The sequence below is a fragment of the Nocardioides sp. Z13_37 genome, assembly GCF_058355585.1.
In genome coordinates this window covers 246,375-264,686 of sequence record NZ_JBZGDV010000005.1, presented here as the reverse complement: position 1 = coordinate 264,686, position 18,312 = coordinate 246,375, and the positions used below count along the sequence as shown (strand labels likewise).

Annotated in this window: 20 protein-coding genes; 11 read left to right on the top strand and 9 right to left on the bottom strand. The window is 73.9% G+C overall.

What is annotated here, in order from left to right; translation table 11 throughout:
* The first annotated feature begins 75 nt into the window (after positions 1–75).
* Both AC4H2S_RS14140 and AC4H2S_RS14135 read left to right on the top strand, forming a co-directional pair.
* Positions 76–1,323, top strand: coding sequence for a geranylgeranyl reductase family protein (locus AC4H2S_RS14140; protein ID WP_491497615.1), 1,248 nt, complete (start codon positions 76–78; stop codon positions 1,321–1,323).
* Positions 1,320–2,150 carry a lysophospholipid acyltransferase family protein gene (locus tag AC4H2S_RS14135; RefSeq protein WP_491497614.1) on the top strand — a complete coding sequence of 277 codons (831 nt, stop codon included), beginning with the start codon at positions 1,320–1,322 and terminating at the stop codon, positions 2,148–2,150. The genes AC4H2S_RS14140 and AC4H2S_RS14135 overlap by 4 nt, the downstream gene beginning before the upstream one ends.
* Here the strand turns inward: AC4H2S_RS14135 and AC4H2S_RS14130 are convergent.
* A complete protein-coding gene (locus AC4H2S_RS14130) occupies positions 2,083–3,108 on the bottom strand; it encodes an acyltransferase family protein (RefSeq protein ID WP_491497613.1) in 1,026 nt (341 codons plus the stop codon). The two genes, AC4H2S_RS14135 and AC4H2S_RS14130, sit on opposite strands and share 68 nt — an antisense overlap.
* A gap of 32 nt (positions 3,109–3,140) precedes the next feature.
* On the opposite strand from AC4H2S_RS14130, the gene AC4H2S_RS14125 reads away from it, so the two are divergent.
* The 4 genes from AC4H2S_RS14125 to AC4H2S_RS14110 all read left to right on the top strand — a co-directional run bounded on the left by AC4H2S_RS14125 (position 3,141) and on the right by AC4H2S_RS14110 (position 7,792).
* Complete coding sequence (locus AC4H2S_RS14125; RefSeq protein WP_491497612.1) at positions 3,141–4,043, top strand: NUDIX domain-containing protein; 903 nt, start codon at positions 3,141–3,143, stop codon at positions 4,041–4,043.
* Positions 4,036–5,304, top strand: coding sequence for a hydroxyacid-oxoacid transhydrogenase (locus AC4H2S_RS14120; protein WP_491497611.1), 1,269 nt, complete (start codon positions 4,036–4,038; stop codon positions 5,302–5,304). The genes AC4H2S_RS14125 and AC4H2S_RS14120 overlap by 8 nt, the downstream gene beginning before the upstream one ends.
* A 393-nt stretch (positions 5,305–5,697) precedes the next feature.
* A complete protein-coding gene (locus AC4H2S_RS14115; protein WP_491497610.1) occupies positions 5,698–6,912 on the top strand; it encodes a class I SAM-dependent methyltransferase in 1,215 nt (404 codons plus the stop codon).
* A complete protein-coding gene (locus AC4H2S_RS14110) occupies positions 6,905–7,792 on the top strand; it encodes a hypothetical protein (RefSeq protein WP_491497609.1) in 888 nt (295 codons plus the stop codon). Before AC4H2S_RS14115 ends, AC4H2S_RS14110 begins: the two co-directional genes overlap by 8 nt.
* Here AC4H2S_RS14110 and AC4H2S_RS14105 read toward each other — a convergent pair.
* Together AC4H2S_RS14105 and AC4H2S_RS14100 are read right to left on the bottom strand one after the other, a co-directional pair.
* Positions 7,789–8,502 carry an aspartate/glutamate racemase family protein gene (locus tag AC4H2S_RS14105; RefSeq protein WP_491497608.1) on the bottom strand — a complete coding sequence of 238 codons (714 nt, stop codon included), beginning with the start codon at positions 8,500–8,502 and terminating at the stop codon, positions 7,789–7,791. The two genes, AC4H2S_RS14110 and AC4H2S_RS14105, sit on opposite strands and share 4 nt — an antisense overlap.
* A 20-nt stretch (positions 8,503–8,522) precedes the next feature.
* Positions 8,523–9,275 carry an SDR family NAD(P)-dependent oxidoreductase gene (locus AC4H2S_RS14100; RefSeq protein ID WP_491497607.1) on the bottom strand — a complete coding sequence of 251 codons (753 nt, stop codon included), beginning with the start codon at positions 9,273–9,275 and terminating at the stop codon, positions 8,523–8,525.
* 25 nt (positions 9,276–9,300) lie between these two features.
* On the opposite strand from AC4H2S_RS14100, the gene AC4H2S_RS14095 reads away from it, so the two are divergent.
* From AC4H2S_RS14095 to AC4H2S_RS14080, 4 genes are all read left to right on the top strand, one after another.
* Positions 9,301–10,191, top strand: coding sequence for an RNase H family protein (locus AC4H2S_RS14095; RefSeq protein ID WP_491497606.1), 891 nt, complete (start codon positions 9,301–9,303; stop codon positions 10,189–10,191).
* 55 nt (positions 10,192–10,246) lie between these two features.
* Complete coding sequence (locus AC4H2S_RS14090; protein ID WP_491497605.1) at positions 10,247–10,618, top strand: hypothetical protein; 372 nt, start codon at positions 10,247–10,249, stop codon at positions 10,616–10,618.
* Between the two features lie 131 nt (positions 10,619–10,749).
* The gene (gene mshA / locus AC4H2S_RS14085; protein WP_491497604.1) at positions 10,750–12,006 is read left to right on the top strand and encodes a D-inositol-3-phosphate glycosyltransferase; all 1,257 of its coding nucleotides are present in this window, start codon (positions 10,750–10,752) and stop codon (positions 12,004–12,006) included.
* A complete protein-coding gene (locus AC4H2S_RS14080) occupies positions 12,003–12,542 on the top strand; it encodes a type III secretion system chaperone family protein (RefSeq protein WP_491497603.1) in 540 nt (179 codons plus the stop codon). The genes mshA and AC4H2S_RS14080 overlap by 4 nt, the downstream gene beginning before the upstream one ends.
* Here AC4H2S_RS14080 and AC4H2S_RS14075 read toward each other — a convergent pair.
* The 3 genes from AC4H2S_RS14075 to AC4H2S_RS14065 form a co-directional block, all read right to left on the bottom strand.
* Positions 12,539–13,468 carry a DMT family transporter gene (locus AC4H2S_RS14075; protein WP_491497602.1) on the bottom strand — a complete coding sequence of 310 codons (930 nt, stop codon included), beginning with the start codon at positions 13,466–13,468 and terminating at the stop codon, positions 12,539–12,541. The two genes, AC4H2S_RS14080 and AC4H2S_RS14075, sit on opposite strands and share 4 nt — an antisense overlap.
* A gap of 73 nt (positions 13,469–13,541) precedes the next feature.
* On the bottom strand, positions 13,542–14,219 hold the full coding sequence (locus tag AC4H2S_RS14070) for a response regulator (protein ID WP_491497601.1): 678 nt from the start codon (positions 14,217–14,219) through the stop codon (positions 13,542–13,544).
* Between the two features lie 10 nt (positions 14,220–14,229).
* On the bottom strand, positions 14,230–15,465 hold the full coding sequence (locus AC4H2S_RS14065) for a sensor histidine kinase (RefSeq protein ID WP_491497600.1): 1,236 nt from the start codon (positions 15,463–15,465) through the stop codon (positions 14,230–14,232).
* 112 nt (positions 15,466–15,577) lie between these two features.
* Between AC4H2S_RS14065 and phoU the strand changes: the two genes are divergently transcribed.
* Complete coding sequence (gene phoU, locus AC4H2S_RS14060) at positions 15,578–16,228, top strand: phosphate signaling complex protein PhoU (protein WP_491497599.1); 651 nt, start codon at positions 15,578–15,580, stop codon at positions 16,226–16,228.
* Between the two features lie 39 nt (positions 16,229–16,267).
* Here phoU and AC4H2S_RS14055 read toward each other — a convergent pair whose 3' ends face one another.
* Genes AC4H2S_RS14055 through AC4H2S_RS14045 form a run of 3 tightly spaced genes read right to left on the bottom strand, consistent with a single transcriptional unit; the run spans position 16,268 to position 18,216 of the window.
* A complete protein-coding gene (locus AC4H2S_RS14055; RefSeq protein ID WP_491497598.1) occupies positions 16,268–17,011 on the bottom strand; it encodes a phosphoglyceromutase in 744 nt (247 codons plus the stop codon).
* Positions 17,008–17,484 carry a hypothetical protein gene (locus AC4H2S_RS14050; protein ID WP_491497597.1) on the bottom strand — a complete coding sequence of 159 codons (477 nt, stop codon included), beginning with the start codon at positions 17,482–17,484 and terminating at the stop codon, positions 17,008–17,010. Before AC4H2S_RS14050 ends, AC4H2S_RS14055 begins: the two co-directional genes overlap by 4 nt.
* A 21-nt stretch (positions 17,485–17,505) precedes the next feature.
* Positions 17,506–18,216 (bottom strand): UbiA family prenyltransferase, encoded by a 711-nt coding sequence (locus tag AC4H2S_RS14045; RefSeq protein WP_491497596.1) that lies wholly within the window; start codon positions 18,214–18,216, stop codon positions 17,506–17,508.
* Positions 18,217–18,312 lie beyond the last annotated feature (96 nt).

Below are 18,312 nucleotides of genomic sequence, written 5' to 3'. Positions count from 1 at the left end.
CAGGCCCCGACTCCTCACGGAGTCGGGGCCTGTGCCCATTTCGGGCGCGCTCGGTGCGCCTGAGAGGATTCGGTCGTGACACCCCCCTCCTCGCGCCCCACCTCGGCCGACGTGCTCGTCGTCGGCGCGGGCCCCGCCGGGTCCGCCGCCGCCGCGTGGGCCGCCCGTGCCGGGCTCGACGTCGTGCTGGCCGACGCCGCCACCTTCCCCCGTGACAAGACCTGCGGCGACGGGCTGACCCCGCGCGCGATCGGGGAGATGCAGCGCCTCGGCCTCGAGGACTGGCTGCGCGCCCACACCGTCAACCAGGGCCTGCGCGCCCACGGCTTCGGCCAGACCCTGCTGCTGCCGTGGCCGGGCGGCTCGCTGCCCGACTGGGGATCCGCGGTCGCGCGCACCGAGCTCGACGACCACCTGCGCACCGTCGCGATCAAGAGCGGAGCCCGCGCCGTCGATGGCGCCCGCGCGGTCGGCGTGCGCCGCGAGGGCGACCGGGTGGCCGCCGTGGAGCTCCGTGACGCCGAGGGCACCTACGAGGTCGCCTGCCAGTGGCTGGTGGTCGCCGACGGCGTCCGCTCGCCGCTCGGCAAGCTGCTGGGCCGCGAGTGGCACCGCGACACCGTCTACGCCGTGGCCGGGCGCGCCTACGTCGACTCCGAGCTCTCCGACGACCCCTGGATCAGCTCCCACCTGGAGCTGCGCGACGAGCAGGGCGAGCTGGTCTCGGGCTACGGGTGGATCTTCCCGCTGGGCGACGGCACGGTGAACCTCGGCGCCGGCACCCTGGCGACCAGCAGGCGTCCCGCGGAGGTGGCCATCAAGCCGCTGATGCAGACCTACGCCGACACGATCGGCGCCGACTTCAGGCTCTCCGGCGAGCTCCGGATGCCGACCTCGGCGCTGCTGCCGATGGGTGGCGCGGTCAGCAACGTCGCCGGTCCCAACTGGGCGCTCATCGGTGACGCCGCGGCGTGCGTCAACCCGCTCAACGGCGAGGGCATCGACTACGGCCTGGAGACCGGTCGGCTCGTCGCCGATCACCTCGCCAGCGGCACCGGCCTCGGTGAGGCCTGGCGCTCGACCCTCGTCGAGCACTACGGCGAGGCGTTCTCGATCGCCCGTCGTCTCGCCGGGATCGCGACCCAGCCGAAGGTCGTCTCCGCGCTCGGGCCGGCCGGGATGCGCTCGGACTGGCTGATGACGCTCGCGCTCCGCTGGATGGGCAACCTCGTCGACGACGCCGACCGCGACCGCGCGGCCCGGGTCTGGCGCTGGGCCGGTCGGCGCTCGATGGCGCGCGACGCGCGAGCGCCGTTCGCGTGAGCCGTGAGCGCACCTACCGGGCCGCCGTCGCGCTCGGGAGGGTGGGGATGCGCGCCCTGGCGTTGCGGGTGACCGGCTTCGGCGCCGAGCACGTGCCGCGCAGCGGGCCGGTGCTGCTGGCGGCCACGCACGTGTCGTACCCCGACTTCGTGTTCGTCCAGGAGGGGGTGCGCTCGTCGGGGCGCCACGTCCGGTTCATGACCCGCCACGACGTGTGGCAGGCGCCGCTGGTGGGGCGTGCGATGAGCGCCATGGGGCACATCCCCGTCGACCGCGCCGCGCCCGCCGGGGCGTACGTCATGGCGCGAGGGCTGCTCCGCGACGGCGAGGCGGTCTGCGCGTTCCCCGAGGCGGGGATCAGCTACTCCTTCACCGTCCGCTCCCTGATGCGGGGGGTGGCGAGCCTGGCCCGGGAGACCGGCGTGCCCGTGGTGCCGGTCGCGCTGTGGGGCGCGCAGCGCGTCTACTCGGTGGGGGTGCCCGACGAGCGCGGCCGCGAGCCGCGTCCCGACCTCACCCGCGGCCGCCGCATCGACGTGTCCTTCGGGCCGCCGCTGACCATCGGTCCCGGCGAGGACCTCACCGACTGGACCTGCCGGCTCGGGGCGGTGCTCACCGAGCAGCTCGAGGAGCTGCAGCGGCTGCCGCACCACCGTCCGCGCCCGGGCGAGCACGCGCCGTGGTACCCCGCCCATCTCGGCGGGCACGCCCCGACGCGGGCCGAGGCCGCCCACCTCGACATCGTGCCGCGCGCGGCGGTCAGGCCGACGTGGGGGCCGACTCGGGACGCCGGCGACGCGACTCCAGCCAGCCGAGCGGGTTCGTGAACGGCTCGAGCGCCCGCCGCACGGGTGGGGAGGCGAGGAGGAACGCGAGCCCCACCGCGCCGACCACCGTGACGACGAGCCCCGCCACCGGGTAGGAGGCGGTGACGTCGGGCCAGCCGAGGGCCTTGACCGTCTTGATGACGAAGCCGTGGAACAGGTAGACGACCATGGTCGCGGTGCCCATCGTGGTGAACCAGCCGAGGCTGCGGCGCGGCACCAGCGCCATCGCCGAGAAGGCCCCGAGCAGGCCGACCACCATCACGGTGAGCCGGGTCTGGAAGACGATCTCGTTGTCGATCGGCAGGTCCGCGTAGCCGGTGTCGTACCAGAGCAGCGCCGTCTCGGCCCAGGTGTCGGTGTAGACCGCCATCACGCCGATCCCGATCAGCGCCGGCACCGCGGCCACCCGCACCCAGACGTCGTCGAGGTGCTGGAGGTGGCGTGGCTTGAGGTGCAGGCCGAGCACGAAGAACGGCAGCAGGCCCAGGAAGCGGGGGATCATCAGCGAGTCGTCGCTCCAGAGACCCCCCAGCAGGCTGACGATCACCGACAGCGGCAGGAACAGCCAGTGCCGCTTGAGGATCGGGGTGCACAGACGCCACATCAGCAGCACGACGAGGTACCACATCGTCCAGTGCGGGACGATCCACAGCGGCCCCTCCACGCCCTCGTCGGCGACCTCGCGGCGGTAGTGGAACAGCGCCGGCTCGAAGAGGAGGTAGGGGATGAGCAGGGTGTAGACGAGGCTCCTCATCCGGCGCCGGTCCCACTCGAACGACTTGGAGAGGTAGCCGCTGACGAAGACGAAGGCCGGGATGTGCCACAGGTAGATGAAGTCGTAGACCCAGTGGCTGCCCGTGGTCGCCTCGACGAGCCCGATCGAGTGCCCCACGACGACGAGGGTGACCAACACCATCTTCACGTTGTCGAGCCACGGATCGCGGGACGGGGGAGACACGGCGCACACCGTAACTCACTAGGTTGGGGGCCATGGGAGCTCTGCCGAGGCGTCAGCGGGTGGCGGCGTACGCCGTCATCCTCCGCGTGCGCGGTGGGCGGGTCGAGATCCTTCTCAGCCGCCTGGCGCCCCGGGTGTCGCGCTCCGAGCTGTGGACGCTCCCCGGCGGCGGCGTCGACCACGGTGAGGATCCCCGGGACGCCCTGATCCGCGAGGTGGAGGAGGAGACCGGGCTCGCCGCGACCGTCGGGGACCGCGCGCGGGTCTACAGCGCCCACATGCCCCGCGCGCCGCGGGACGGCACGCTCGTCGACGCCCACGCGATCCGGCTGGTCTACGAGGGCTGGGTGCCGCCGGACTCGCCCGTCCCGCGGGTGGTCGAGGTCGACGGGTCCACCGTCGAGGCGGCCTGGAAGCCGCTCGACGACGTCACCTCGGGCGCGGTCCCGGTGTCGTCGGTGGTGACCGAGGCCCTCGTCGACCACCAGCCGTTCCGCCTGCAGCGCCTCGCCGCGTACGCCCTCGTCACCCGTCGGCACGACGGCGACGAGGAGGTGCTGCTGACCCACCTCTCCCGCACCGCCGCCCACCCCGGGAGGTGGACCCTGCCGGGCGGCGGCATCGACCACGGGGAGCACCCCTCGGTGGCGCTGGCCCGGGAGGTCGAGGAGGAGTGCGGCCTCGCGTGCGAGGTCGGTGAGCTGATCGGGGTGCACGACACCCACTTCTCGGGCACCGCCCCGTCCGGGCGGATCGAGGACTTCCACGGCGTGCACCTGCTCTACCGCGCCACCGTCGCCGACGGCGACCCGCGGGTCGTCGAGGTCGACGGCACCACCGACGCCGCGGCGTGGGTGCCGACGGCGGCCATCAGGTCCGGCGAGATCGAGGTGCTGGACGTCGTCATCCATGCGTTGGGAGCCGAGCGTGACTGAGAGCGTCTTCACCTATGCCGCACCCGGGCTGAAGTTCGGCCGCGGGGCCAGCGACGAGATCGGCTGGGACGTCCAGCAGCTGTGCCGCGACGTCCCCGGCGACGGGACCCGGCGGGTCCTGCTCGTCACCGACCGCGGGGTCGCCGCGACCGGGCACCCCGACCGGATCGCCGATGGCATGCGCGCGAGCGGGCTGGAGGTCGTGCTCCACGCCGACGCCCGCGTCGAGCCCACCGACGCCTCCCTCGAGGCCGCGATCGCCGCGGCGCGCGAGTCGGGCCCGTTCCACGCGGTGGTCGCGGTCGGCGGCGGCTCGTCGATCGACACCGCCAAGGCCGTCGACCTGATGCTCACCAACCCCGGTGAGCTCATCGACTACGTCAACGCGCCGGTCGGCGGCGGCCGGGCCCCCGAGCACCCGCTCCTCCCGCTGGTCGCCGTGCCCACCACGACCGGCACCGGCGCGGAGTCGACCACCATCTGCGTGCTCGACGTGCTCGCGCTCAAGGTCAAGACCGGGATCTCCCACGCCCGCCTGCGACCCACCCTCGCCGTCGTCGACCCCGACCTGACGACGACCCAGCCCGCGATGGTCACCGCCTCGGCGGGCATGGACATCCTCTGCCACGCGCTGGAGAGCTGGACGGCCCGGTGGTTCGCCGACTTCGAGGCCAAGCGCCCCGAGCAGCGCGTCCCCTACTGCGGCGCCAACCCGATCGCCGACATGTGGGCCGAGAAGTCGCTGTCCCTCCTCGCCGGCTCGTTCCGCGACGCCGTCCGCGACGGCACCGACCGGCACGCCCGCGAGCAGATGGCGCTCGCCGCCACGTTCGCCGGCCTCGGCTTCGGCAACGCGGGCGTCCACGTGCCCCACGCGTGCGCCTACCCGATCGCCGGCCGGGTCCGCGACTACCGTCCCGAGGGCTACCCGGCCGACGAGCCGATCGTGCCCCACGGCATGGCGGTCGTGATGACGGCGCCGGCCGCCTTCGCGCTCCTGCACGACGCCGCGCCGGAGCGGCACCGCCGGGCGGCCGCGCTGCTCGGGGGTGAGGGCGAGCCCCTGCCCGACGTGCTGCGGGCGCTGATGCGCGACGTCGGGCTCCCGAGCGGCCTGGCCGAGCTCGGCTACGGGGCCGCCGACGTCGACGACCTCGTCGAGGGGGCGCTCAAGCAGCAGCGCCTGCTGGCCACCGCCCCGATCGAGGTGACGGCCGACGACCTGGCCACCGTCTTCCGGGACTCCCTCGAGCACTGGTGAGGCGCGGGCGGACGCCGCTGCGCACGGGGTAGCCGGGCAATGGGTCGAGTCGGCGCGTCCTGACACCAGCCCGGGGTCGAGTCGGCGCGTCCTGACGCCAGTACAGGGTCGAGTCGGCGCGTCCTGACTGGCCGGTGGTCAGGACGCGCCGACTCGACGGGGTTCGAGCGCGAGGACGCGCCGACTCGACGGGGTTCGAGCGCGAGGACGCGCCGACTCGACGGGGTACGAGCGCGAGGACGCGCCGACTCGACGAGATGGGAGCGGACGTCGAGGAATGAGCGGACGCCGGGCCGGTCACTAGAATGAGGGCATGAACCCCCGCCACCGACGCCTCGTGATCCCGGTGGCCCTGGGGGCGCTGATCCTCATCGTCGTCCTCGCCGCGGTCCTGTGAGCGAGGAGCTCGCCACCGTCCGCGCGGCCGTCCTGGACGCCGACGGCCTGGTCCGCGCGCTGGCGAGCGGGCGGCGCAAGGGCCGCCCGGCTCCGGTCGTGGGCGGTCGCGAGGTGCGCCGGGTCGAGGTGCGCGCGGTCGACCTCAGGTCGGGTCGCCACCTCCAGGTGACGACGTACGACGACACGCAGGCGCACACCACCAACCACCGCGTGGGCGAGGCGGCCGAGGCGGCCGTCGACGCGCTGCTGGCGGAGCCGTTCGCCAACTGGCACGTCGAGACCGCCACCGCGACCCACCAGCTGCGGGTGACGAAGAAGGGCGTGCCGCTGCTGCACACCGCGACTCGCGCCGAGGAGCTCGCGCCGTCGCGGGAGCACGACCGCCCCAAGGACCGGCTGCTCCCCGAGGACCACCCGGTGCTGGTCGCGCTCGGGATCAGCGACGCCCAGGGCCGCATCAAGCCGCGGAGGCAGGCGAAGTACCGCCAGGTCGAGGAGCTCGTCCGGCTGCTCGACGCCAGCCTCACCGAGGCCGTCGCCCAGGGGCACGTGCGCACGCCCACCCCGGACGACCCGCTCCGGGTGGTCGACCTCGGTTGCGGCAACGCCTACCTCACCTTCGCCGCGCACGCCTACCTCGCCGACCGGCTCCCGGTGCGGATGACGGGCGTCGACGTGAAGCAGCAGTCCGCCGACCACAACTCGCGGGTGGCTGCCGAGCTGGGCATCGACGCCGACTTCGTCGTCGGGTCGATCGCCGAGGCCCGCCTCCCCAGGCCCCCCGACGTGGTGCTCGCCCTCCACGCGTGCGACACCGCCACTGACGACGCCCTCGCCCGGGCCGTGGAGTGGCAGGCGCCGCTGGTGCTCGCCGCGCCGTGCTGCCACCACGACATCGCCGCCCAGCTGAGGGCGAGCGAGCCGCCGGAGCCCTACGCCATGCTCACCCGCCACGGCATCCTCCGCGAGCGCTTCGCCGACACCCTCACCGACGCCCTGCGCGCCTCGCTGCTGCGCCGTGAGGGCTACCGCGTCGACGTGGTCGAGTTCGTCGAGAGCGCCCACACCCCGCGCAACACGCTGCTGCGCGCGGTCCGCACCGGCGCCGACGGCGCCGAGGCCGCCCGCGAGTACGACGAGCTGCTGGCCGCGTGGGGCGTACGACCCCGCCTCGGCGACCTGCTGGCCCCGCGGCCGGTCGATGCCTGACCTGCGCCGTCTCGCGATCGGGCTCGCCGTGGCGGCGCCCTTCCTGCTCGGCGCCGCGGCGGGCGCCGACCACACGGACCGCTCCCGCGCGGCCTTCCGCTTCACCGACCCCGAGGTCGTCGAGTCCAGCGGACTGGTGGTCCTGCCCGCCGGCCGCGGCTCGCTCGCGGTCACCACCAACGACTCGGGCGACTCCGGGCGGGTCTTCGCCGTCGACCCCGCGAGCGGGGAGACCGTCGGCGTCACGTCGTGGGACCGCGACCCCACCGACGTCGAGGCCCTCGCGCCGGCCGGGCCGGGGCACGTGTGGGTCGCCGACATCGGCGACAACCGGCGCGCCCGTGACCACGTCGAGGTCCTCCGGGTGCCGGTCGGGCCCGGGGACGTCGAGACCGAGCCGGTGGCCCACCGGCTGGTCTACCCCGACGGCCGCCAGGACGCCGAGGCGCTGGTCCGGCACCCGCTGTCGGGACGGCTGTTCGTGATCAGCAAGGGGGTGTTCTCCGGCGCGGTCCACGCGGTCCCGCGCCACCTGCGGGCCGACCGCCCCCACCGCCTCACGGCGGTCGCCGACGCACCGGGCCTGGTCACCGACGCGGTGTTCCTGCCGGGCGGCGGCGGGGTGGTGGCACGCACCTACACCCATGCGCACCTGATGGCCTACCCCTCGTGGCAGGTCGTCGCGTCGTGGCCCCTGCCGGTGCAGGACCAGGGCGAGGGCATCTCGATCGACGGCCGCGAGCTGCTCCTCAGCACCGAGGGCGCGGGCTCGGAGGTGCTGGCGGTCCCGCTGCCGCCGGTCGCCGACGCGGTCGAGCTGCAGGGGCCCGTGTGGACCGGGCTGCGGCTGCTCGCGACGGCGTACGCGCTGCCGCTCTAGCCCTCGGTGTCGGTGCCGCTGTCGGCGAGGGCAGCGTCGAGCGCGGCCTGCACGTGCAGCGTGGTGCAGGGGAAGACGGGGAGCTCGACGTCGGCCTGCGAGACCAGCAGCTCGAGCTCGGTGCAGCCGAGCAGCACGCCGCCCGCGCCGGCGTCCCACAGCTCCTCGATGATCGAGACCACGCGGCTGCGCGTGCGCGGCAGCACGACGCCGTGCACGAGCTCCTCGTAGATCGCGTCGTTGAGGAAGTCGTGGTGCGAGGCGTCGGGCACCACGACCGACAGGTCGTGGCTCGCGAGCCGGTCGACGAAGAACGACTCGCCCATCGCGACCTTGGTGCCGATCAGGCCGACCTTGTCGATGCCCGCGGCGCGGACCGCCTCGGCGACGACGTCGGCCAGGTGCAGGACCGGGATGTCCACGGCCGCCTCCACCTGGTCGGCGACCTTGTGGAACGTCGTGGTGCACAGCAGCAGGAAGTCGGCGCCCGCGCGCTCGACGCCCCGCGCGGCGTCGGCCAGGAGCGCGCCGACCTGGTCCCAGCGCTCGTCGTCCTCGAGGTGGGTGACCTCGGCGAAGTCGACCGTCGTCAGGGCGAGCCTCGGCGAGGACAACCCGCCCAGCCGCTCCCGCATCCCGAGGTTGAGGTCGCGGTAGTAGACCGCGCTGCTCTCCCAGCTCATGCCGCCGACGAGTCCGATGGTCTTCACGCGCGGAAGTCTCCCATGCCTCAGGACCGGTGCACCTTGTGTGCCGCTGCTTGGGCGCGCGGCTTGATCACCAGCTCGTCGATGTCGACGTGGGAGGGCCGGGTGGCCACCCAGGCGATGGCGTCGGCCACGTCCTCGGCGAGAAGTGGCTGGTCGACGCCGGCGTAGACCGCCTCGGCGCGCTCGCGGTCGCCGCCGAAGCGCACCAGCGAGAACTCGTCGGTGCGCACCATGCCGGGGGCCACCTCGCTGATCCGGATCGGCTCGCCGTTGAGCTCCAGGCGCAGGGTCTCGGTGACCACCTTCACGCCGTGCTTGGCCGCGGTGTAGCCCGCGCCGCCCTCGTAGGCCCAGCGACCGGCCGTCGAGCCGACGTTGACGATCACGGCGTCGCCGCTGGCGCGCAGGGCGGGCAGCAGCGCCCGGGTCACCCGGACCAGGCCCAGCACGTTGACGTCGTACATCCACGCCCACGCGTCGACGTCGGCGCCGTCGACCCGGTCGGTGCCGAGCGCACCGCCGGCGTTGTTGACCAGCACGTGGCACGTCGGCACCGTCGCGGCGAGCGCGTCGACCGACGCCTGGTCGGTGACGTCGCAGGTGACCGCCCGACCGCCGATCTCGGCCGCGAGCTCCTCGATGCGGTCGGTGCGGCGCGCGGCGCAGACCACGTGGAAGCCCCGGGCGGCCAGGGCGCGCGCCGTCGCGGCGCCGATGCCGCTGGAGGCGCCGGTGACGACGGCGGTGCGGGGCTGGGTGCTGTTCTCGGTCATGGCCCCATCCTGCCAAGATGTGCCGGTGATCATCGCGGCGGCCGACGGTTCGGCACTCGGCAACCCCGGCCCCGCCGGATGGGCGTGGTACGTCGACGACGGGTGCTGGGCGTCCGGCGGCTGGCCGCACGGCACCAACAACATGGGCGAGCTGATGGCCGTGCTCGACCTGCTCCAGCAGACCGCCCACCTCGACGAGGAGCTGCGGGTCTACTGCGACAGCACCTACGTCATCAACGCGATCACCAAGTGGATGAAGGGCTGGAAGCGCAAGGGCTGGAAGAAGGGCGACGGCAAGCCCGTCATGAACGTCGAGCTGATGAAGGCCCTCGACGCCGCCATGGAGGGCCGCGAGGTCGACTTCGTGTGGGTCAAGGGCCACGCCGGCCACGAGCTCAACGAGGCCGCCGACCGCCGGGCCAACGCCGCCGCGATGGCCTACCGCGACGGGCGCGAGCCCGACCCCGGCCCCGGCATGCCCGACAGCTCGACGGCGCACCCGGCCGCGGCCGTCGGCCAGGTCGAGCCCGAGCCCGACCTGTTCTCCGGCCTCGCCGCCGAGGAGCTCGACGCCGCGCCGTCCGACGAGGAGCACGTCGTGGCGATGGAGCGCGCCCTGCTCGGTGACGAGGTGCGCTCCGACCCGGCCGCCGTCGCCGCGCTGCTGCACCCCGAGTGGCAGGAGATCGGCGCGTCCGGCCGGCTGTGGGAGCGCGCCGAGCTGCTGGCCGAGATCGGCCCGCTCGCCCGTCCGGTCACCCTCGACGTCCTCACCGTCTCGCGGGTGGCCCCCGACGCGATCCTGCTGGTCTGGCGGGCGTCCGGCGACGACGGCAGCCGGCTGCGCAGCTCGCTGTGGGTGCGCACCGGCGGGCAGTGGCAGCAACGGTTCCACCAGGGCACCCCCGAGCGCTGAGCGGCGCCCCCCACCTCGGCTCACCGGGGTGGCCGCGCCGTGGCACACTCGTCCGGTGCCTCCCGCCAAGATCTCCGCGTCGCTCGCCCTCCTGGGCGGTGTGCTCTGGGTCGTGCGTGCGCTGCTCGGTGGCGGTGACGACCCGTTCCTGGGCACCCTCCACTTCGTCGGCCTGGCCTGCCTGCTGATCGCCTCGGCGGTCTTCGGCACCACGCTGGTCAAGAGCGACGCCGTAGCCATGCGCGTCGTCGTCGGCCTCGCCTCAGGCCTCCTCACGCTGTCGCTCATCGAGGCGTTCCGCCCGGCCGGCACCCCGTGGTACGACGGGTTCTGGGGCATCGTCGCCGCCCTGATCGGCGCGATCGCGCTGGCGCGCGGGCGCGGTCGCAGCACCGGACGCTCCACGCGCGGCGCCCACGCCGGCTGACCCCGGCCGGCATCCGTCTGGCGCCTGCGGGTCATCCGGCGCCCGGCGGGAATCCCCCGGCGTCCGCCGCGGTTGTGCCGGAGGTGCCCTGATCGGGGCACGCGAGCAGAGACGTCTCTCAAGGAGGCAACGTGGGCGAGCGGGTGGCGATGATCAGCCTGCACACCTCACCGCTGGACCAGCCCGGCACGGGTGACGCCGGGGGCATGAACGTCTACGTGATCGAGCTATCGCGCCGCCTGGCCGCGCAGGGGATCGCCGTCGACGTCTTCACCCGCGCCACGTCCTCGGCCCTGCCGCAGGTCGTCGAGGCAGCCGACGGCGTGCTGGTGCGCCACGTGGCCGCCGGCCCGTTCGAGGGGCTCACCAAGGCCGAGCTGCCCGGCCAGCTGTGCACGTTCGCGCGCGAGGTGCTGCGCACCGAGGCGATGCAGCCGCCGGGCCACTACGACGCCGTCCACTCCCACTACTGGCTGTCCGGGCAGGTCGGGGCGCTGGCGCGCGACCGCTGGAACGTCCCCCTCGTGCACTCGATGCACACCATGGCGAAGGTCAAGAACGAGGCGCTCGCCGGGGGTGACACCCCCGAGCCCCTGTCCCGCGTCATCGGCGAGGAGCAGGTCGTGGCGGCCGCCGACCTGCTCGTGGCCAACACCGACACCGAGGCCTGCCAGCTCGTCGACCTCTACGGGGCGAGCCCCGACGCCGTCGAGGTGATCCATCCCGGCGTGGACCTGGCGGTGTTCGCCCCGCGCGGGCGCGAGCAGGCCCGCCGCGCGCTCGACCTGCCGTCGGACGCCGTCGTGCTGCTGTTCGCCGGCCGGATCCAGCCGCTCAAGGCGCCCGACGTGCTGCTGCGGGCGGTCGCCGTGCTGCTGGAGCAGGACCCAACGCTGCGGCACCGGCTCGTCGTGCCCGTCGTGGGCGGGCCGTCCGGCTCCGGGCTCGAGCACCCCACCGCCCTCGCCGACCTGGCCGCCGACCTCGGGATCAGCGACGTCGTGCGCTTCGTCCCGCCGGTGAGCCAGCGCGAGCTCGCGGTGTGGACCTCTGCGGCCACCGCGGTCGCCGTGCCGTCCTACAACGAGTCGTTCGGCCTGGTCGCCGTCGAGGCCCAGGCCACCGGCACACCAGTGGTGGCGGCCTCGGTCGGCGGCCTGACCACGGTGGTGCGCGACGGGGTGAGCGGCCTGCTCGTCGACACCCACGAGCCGCGCGACTGGGCGGCCGCCCTGCGCCGGCTGATCGACGACCCCGCACTGGCCGAGCGCCTCGGTCGCGGCGCCGTGGTCCACGCGCAGGACTTCTCGTGGGAGCGCACCGCGGCGCGCACCCTGGCGGCGTACGAGCGTGCCGCCGGCCGCATGCGTGCTGAGATGGCCTCGTGAGCACCGCCGACACCCAGCCCGACACCCCGGCCGACGCTGCCGCCGGCGTCGTGCGCGACTACCTCGCCGCCAACGACATCGAGCACACCGAGACGACCCGCGACGGCGTCGCCGGCGCCCGCTTCTCGTTGACGCTGCCGGGGGAGAAGAAGCTCCAGACGCCGGTCCGGCTCGACGTGGGCGCCCACGCGCTGGGCGTGCACGCCTTCGTGTGCCGCAACCCCGACGAGAACCACGCCCGGGTCCACCGCTGGCTCCTCGAGCGCAACCTCAGGATGTACGCCGTCTCGTTCGCCGTCGACCGCCACGGCGACATCTACCTCGAGGCGCGCCTGCCCCTCGCGTCGGTCGAGCCCGACGAGCTCGACCGGATCCTGGGCTCGGTGCTGGCCAACGCCGACGAGTCCTTCAACGCGATCCTCGAGCTCGGCTTCGCCTCGTCCATCCGCAAGGAGTGGGAGTGGCGCCTCTCGCGGGGCGAGTCGACCCGCAACCTCGAGGCCTTCCGCGGCTGGCTCGAGGCGGGCTCCGACTAGGGCGTGGGCGTGGGTGTGGGCCTCGGCCTGCGCCGCGTCATCAGCACGCCGGTGATGGCCAGCGCGCCCCCGACGAACGTCAGCGCGGGTGGCACCTCGTCGATGGTCAGCCAGGCGATCAGGGTCGCGATCGCCGGGACCAGGAACGTGGTGAGCGACAACGCCCCGGCGTCGGTGTGGGTCAGCGCGTAGGCCCACGTGGTGAACGCGACGGCGGTCGGGAAGACGCCCAGGTAGACGATCCACCACAGCTCCGCGCCCCCGCCGGCGACGATCCCCGGCAGGTCCCCGGAGAACGGCAGGCAGATGAGCGCCCCGGTCAGGAACGAGACGAACACGACCTGCACCGACGGCAGGCGGCGCAGCAGCACCTTCTGGGTCAGCACGCCGATGGCGTACATCACCGCGGCGACCAGGACGAGGCCCACGCCGAGCAGGCTGGCGTCGGTGTCGGCGGAGGAGCCCCTCGCGATGACCGCGACGCCGGCGAACCCGACGACCATCCCGCCGAGCAGCCACGCGTGCAGCCGCTCGCCGAAGAGCGGCACCGCGAGCAGTGCGACGATCACCGGGCCGATCTGGATGATCATCGCGGCGGTGCCGGCGTCGACGTGGCGTTCACCGGCGTTGAGCGCGAGGTTGTAGACGCCGAACCACCCGACGCCCCCGGCGGCCAGCAGCGCCCACTCGCGCCGGGTGGGTCGCACCCAGCCGCGGCGCAGCACCAGCGGGAGCACCACGAGCGCGGCCACGAGGAGGCGGCCCGATCCGAGGGCGCCCGGGCTGATGTCGTGGGCGACGTGGCGGATCACCACGAACGCCGAGGCCCACATGACGAGCGTGACTGCCCCGGCGGCGACGGGCAGCCACGGCGCCGGTGCGGTGGGCTCGGCGGGCTGGGTCGAGGTGGGACTGGTGGTGGTCACGGGTCAAGGCTAGGTACGGTCATGACGTCCCGGCCAGCGCATTTCGGACGCCGCACGCCGACATCCCGCCGGATCACAGGTCGAGCTTGTAGCCCAGCCCGCGGACGGTGACGAGGTACTTCGGCTCGCCCGGGTCGGGCTCGAGCTTGCCGCGCAGCCGCTTGACGTGCACGTCGAGGGTCTTGGTGTCGCCGACGTAGTCGGAGCCCCAGACGCGGTCGATGAGCTGTCCGCGGGTCAGCACGCGCCCCGGGTTGCGCAGGAACATCTCCAGCAGCTCGAACTCCTTGAGCGGGAGCCGCTGCTCCGTGCCGTCGACCGTCACGACGTGCCGCTCGACGTCCATCCGGACCGGCCCCGCCTCGAGGGTGTCGGGCATCAGCTCGGGCTCGTGGCCACGGCGCAGCACGGCCCGGATGCGGGCCACCAGCTCGCGGGGGGAGTAGGGCTTGGTGACGTAGTCGTCAGCGCCGAGCTCGAGGCCCACGACCTTGTCGACCTCGTCGTCCTTGGCGCTCACCATGATCACCGGCACGGACGAGGACTGGCGGATCTGGCGGCACACCTCCGTGCCGGGGATCCCAGGCAGCATCAGGTCGAGCAGCACGATGTCGGGACCGAAGCGGTCGAACTCGGTGAGCGCGGTCCTGCCGTCGGCGGCGATCGCCACCTCGTAGCCCTCCTTGCGGAGCATGTAGGCCAGCGCGTCGCTGTAGCTCTCCTCGTCCTCGACGACCAGTACGCGGGTCATGCGGCGGTGCTCATCTGGTGGTCTCCTGCTGTGCTCTGCGTGGTGCGGGATCGGTGGCGGTCGCGGGTCGCGCCGGGGCGACGACCTCGACCGGGGTGGTGGTGCGGCCCGTGCCCGGCTCGGGGCCGCGGGGGAGGGTGAGCGTGAAGGTGGACCCCTGCCCCTGCACCGACCACACGGCGATGTCGCCGCCGTGGGTGGCCGCGACGTGCTTGACGATGGCCAGGCCGAGGCCGGTGCCGCCCGTGGAGCGGTGCCGGGCGGGGTCGACGCGGTAGAAGCGCTCGAAGATGCGCTCGATCTCCTCGGCGGGGATGCCGATGCCCTGGTCGACGACCGAGATCTGCACCTGCTCGCCCACCGAGCGGGTGGTCACGACCACGCGCGAGCCCTCGTTGGAGTAGGCGACCGCGTTGGCGACGAGGTTGCTGATGGCCGCGCCGATCTGCTCCTGCGAGCCGAAGACCTCCAGGCCGGGCTCCCCGCGCGACTCGACGGTGATCTGGTTGGCGGCGGCCTCGGTGGCGCTGGTGTCGACGGCGGTCGCGACCGCGGCGTCGAGGTCGACCATGACGGGGGTCTCCAGCGGGTCGTGGCCCTGGAGGCGGGACAGCTCGATGATCTGCTGGACGAGCCGGGAGAGCCGGTCGCTCTCGGTGAGCATGCGACCGGCGAAGCGCTGCACGGCCTCGGGGTCGTCGGCGGCGTCGGTGACGGCCTCGGCGAGCAGCCGGATCGCCCCGACCGGGGTCTTGAGCTCGTGGCTGACGTTGGCGACGAAGTCGCGGCGCACCTCCTCCACGCGGCGCTCGCGCGTGCGGTCCTCGACCAGCGCCAGCACCAGCCGGGCGCCGAGCGGCGCGACGCGGGCGGTGAGCGTGCGGGTGACCCGGCCGTCCGGGGCGGGGATGTCGAGGTCGCTCTCGCGGATCTGGCCGTCGCGGCGCACCTGCGCGACCAGGTCGAGCAGCTCGGGCACCACCACGGTGTCGCCGCGCACCAGCCCGAAGGCGTACGCGGGGGCCGAGGCCTTGACGACGTGGTCGGACTCGTCGACGACGACCGCGCTGGAGCGCAGGATGCTGAGCACGGCGGCCACGCCCGCCTGGACGACCGGCTCCTCGGCCGCCGGCGGCGTGCGGCGCTGCCGGTCGCTGATGTGCCACGCGAGCACGGCCCCGCCCGCCATGATGGCCCCCGCGAGCGCGGCCAGGGCAGCCTGCGTCGTCGGGTCCACGCCCCCCATCGTACGCAGCGCGCGCGTGCCGACGGCCCGGACGGACGGGGGGCACGGACTGTTCATCCTGCGTTCACCGCGCACGCACGTCTGTTCGCTTCGGGTGCCTACTGTGCGCCGCATGCGTGAGGCATTCCATGACCAGCTCGACGGCATCTTCGCCGACCTCTCCGAGATCTGCGGGCAGGTCGAGGTCGCGGTGCGCGAGGCCACCAAGGCGCTGATGACCGGCGACGTGCACACCGCCGACCAGGTCATCAGCAACGACCGGGCGATCGACGCCGCACGCGAGCGGGTGGACGACACGGCGTTCGCCCTGCTCTCGCTGCAGCAGCCCGTGGCCGGCGACCTGCGGATGATCGTCTCCGCCCTGCGGATGGTGAGCGAGCTCGAGCGGATGGGCGACCTGTCGGTGCACGTCGCCAAGATCGCCCGCCTGCGGGTGCCGGCCGTCGCCGTGCCCGACGAGCTGCGGCCCACGATGGAGCGGATGGCGCTGACGGCCGAGGACATGGTGCGGCGGGTCCGCAGCATCATCGTCGACCGCGACGTGGAGGCCGCGATCGAGCTCGGTCGCGACGACGAGGTGATGGACCAGCTGCGCCGGCGCAGCTTCACCGAGCTGCTGTCGACCGACTGGCGCCACGGCGTCGAGGCGGCGGTGGACGTCGCCCTGCTGGGCCGCTACTACGAGCGCATCGCCGACCACGCCGTCTCGGTCGCCAACCGGGTGGTCTTCGTCGTCACGGGCGACCTGCCGGAGCGCGTGTGACCCACGCCGGCGCCGGGCCGGACGTGGTGGGGAAGAGGGTCAGCGACCCTGGTTGGCGACGGCCGCGGCAGCGGCGGCGGCGGCCTCGGGGTCGAGGTACTCCCCACCCGGGACCGTGGGTCGCATCTCCTCGTCGAGGCGGTAGACGAGCGGCATCCCGGTGGGGATGTTGAGCCCCGCGATGTCGGCGTCGCTGATCTGGTCGAGGTGCTTGACGAGCGCGCGGAGGCTGTTGCCGTGCGCGGCCACCAGGACCGTGCGGCCGCCCTGCAGGTCAGGCACGATCTCGGCGTCCCAGTAGGGCAGGAAGCGCGCGATGACGTCCTTGAGACACTCCGTGCGCGGCAGCTCGTCGCCGAGGTCCGCGTAGCGCGGGTCGGCGGCCTGGGAGAACTCCGAGGAGTCGTCGAGCGGCGGCGGCGGGGTGTCGAAGGAGCGGCGCCAGAGCATGAACTGCTCCTCGCCGTACTCCTCGAGCGTCTGCTTCTTGTCCTTGCCCTGGAGCGCGCCGTAGTGGCGCTCGTTGAGGCGCCACGAGCGCTTCACCGGGATCCAGTGGCGGTCGGCCGCGTCGAGCGCGAGGCAGGCGGTGCTGATCGCGCGACGCTGCAGCGAGGTGTGCACGATGTCCGGCAGGACGTCGGCCTCGCGCATCAGCTCGCCCCCGCGGACCGCCTCGTCCCGGCCCTTGTCGGTGAGGGGCACGTCGACCCAGCCCGTGAACAGGTTCTTGGCGTTCCACTCGCTCTCGCCGTGGCGGAGCAGGACGAGCGTGTGCGTCATGAGACGTCCAGGCCTTCCCAGTAGGCGTCGTCGTTGTCGGGGACGACGGGGACGTTGAGCGAGATGCGCTCGCCGTTGCCGAAGTCGACCGACAACGGCAGGAAGTCGCCGGCCTCGAAGTCGCCGGTCAGCACGATCCCGGCGGGCGGCTCGGCGAGGTTGACGAACCCGCCCGGCGCGACGGTGACGGGCTCGAAGTCGGCGGGCTCGATGGGCGTTCCCTCGGCGCCGGTGACCCCGGTGAGGCTCTGCTCGTCGCTCAGGTCGTTGTTGGACAGCGACGCGATGAACGTGCCCGACCCGGCGTTGCCGGAGACCACGACCGCCGAGAGCACGTCGACCGTGCCCTCGCGGTTCTCGGCCGCACCGTTGACGTCGTACTCGCGCTCGGTCGCGGCGTCGAAGCCACAGGAGGACAGCGGCGCGGCGAGCGCGAAGACCGCGGCAGCGGTCGCGAGAGGTCGAAGTCGCATGGCCCACAGCCTAGCGTTGGCTCAGGCCAGCCCTGCGCTCCGCCCTGCGATCAGGACGCCGACGACCACCAGGCCGGTCCAGGCCCCCGCCAGGAGGAGCAGTCGCGGGGTGCCGGTGCGCAGCGCGAGCAGCATCGGCAGGGACCTGTCGCCCTCCAGGTGGTCGTGCACCAGTCCCGGCAGGGCCACCAGGACGTGTACGCCCAGCCCGAGTGCGGCGGCCAGCACGACCATCACCGGCGTCGGCGGCGTCGGGGAGCCGACCCCGCCCCAGCCGCCGTGGGCCAGGAACGCGGGATAGAGGGCGAAGCTCGCCATCCACGGCACGAAGGACAGCGGCCGGTCGTGCAGGAGCCGGTCGCCGAGCGCCGACAGCGCCAGGAGGGCCAGGTAGGCCGCGGCGGCCCGGCGTCCGTTGGCCACGGCGAGCGGCACCACGAGCAGCACCGCGCACGCGAGCGCGAACCACACGGTGCCGGGGTCGAGCCGGCCGTCGGCGAGGGGCTTGCCGGGTCGGTGCCGGGCGTCGCGCTCGCGGTCGGCGAGGTCGTCGGCCCAGCCCAGGAGCGCCTGCCCGACCAGCACCGTCGCGCCGACCAGCGCGACCTCGCGCGACGCACGACCCGCGACGGCCGCGGCGCACGCCAGCGCGGCGGCGGTCAGCAGCGCCTGGCGCGGGTGCGCCGCCCGGACGAGCAGCAGCGACGGGGTCGTCGAGAGGGCCCGGAGCATGGTGCGAAGTATGCCCAGCGGCCCGTCCGGAGGGGGGCCGCACCACAGCACGGGCCGTTCTGTCAAGCCCGGATAGGGCCTCTGACCTGCGCAAAC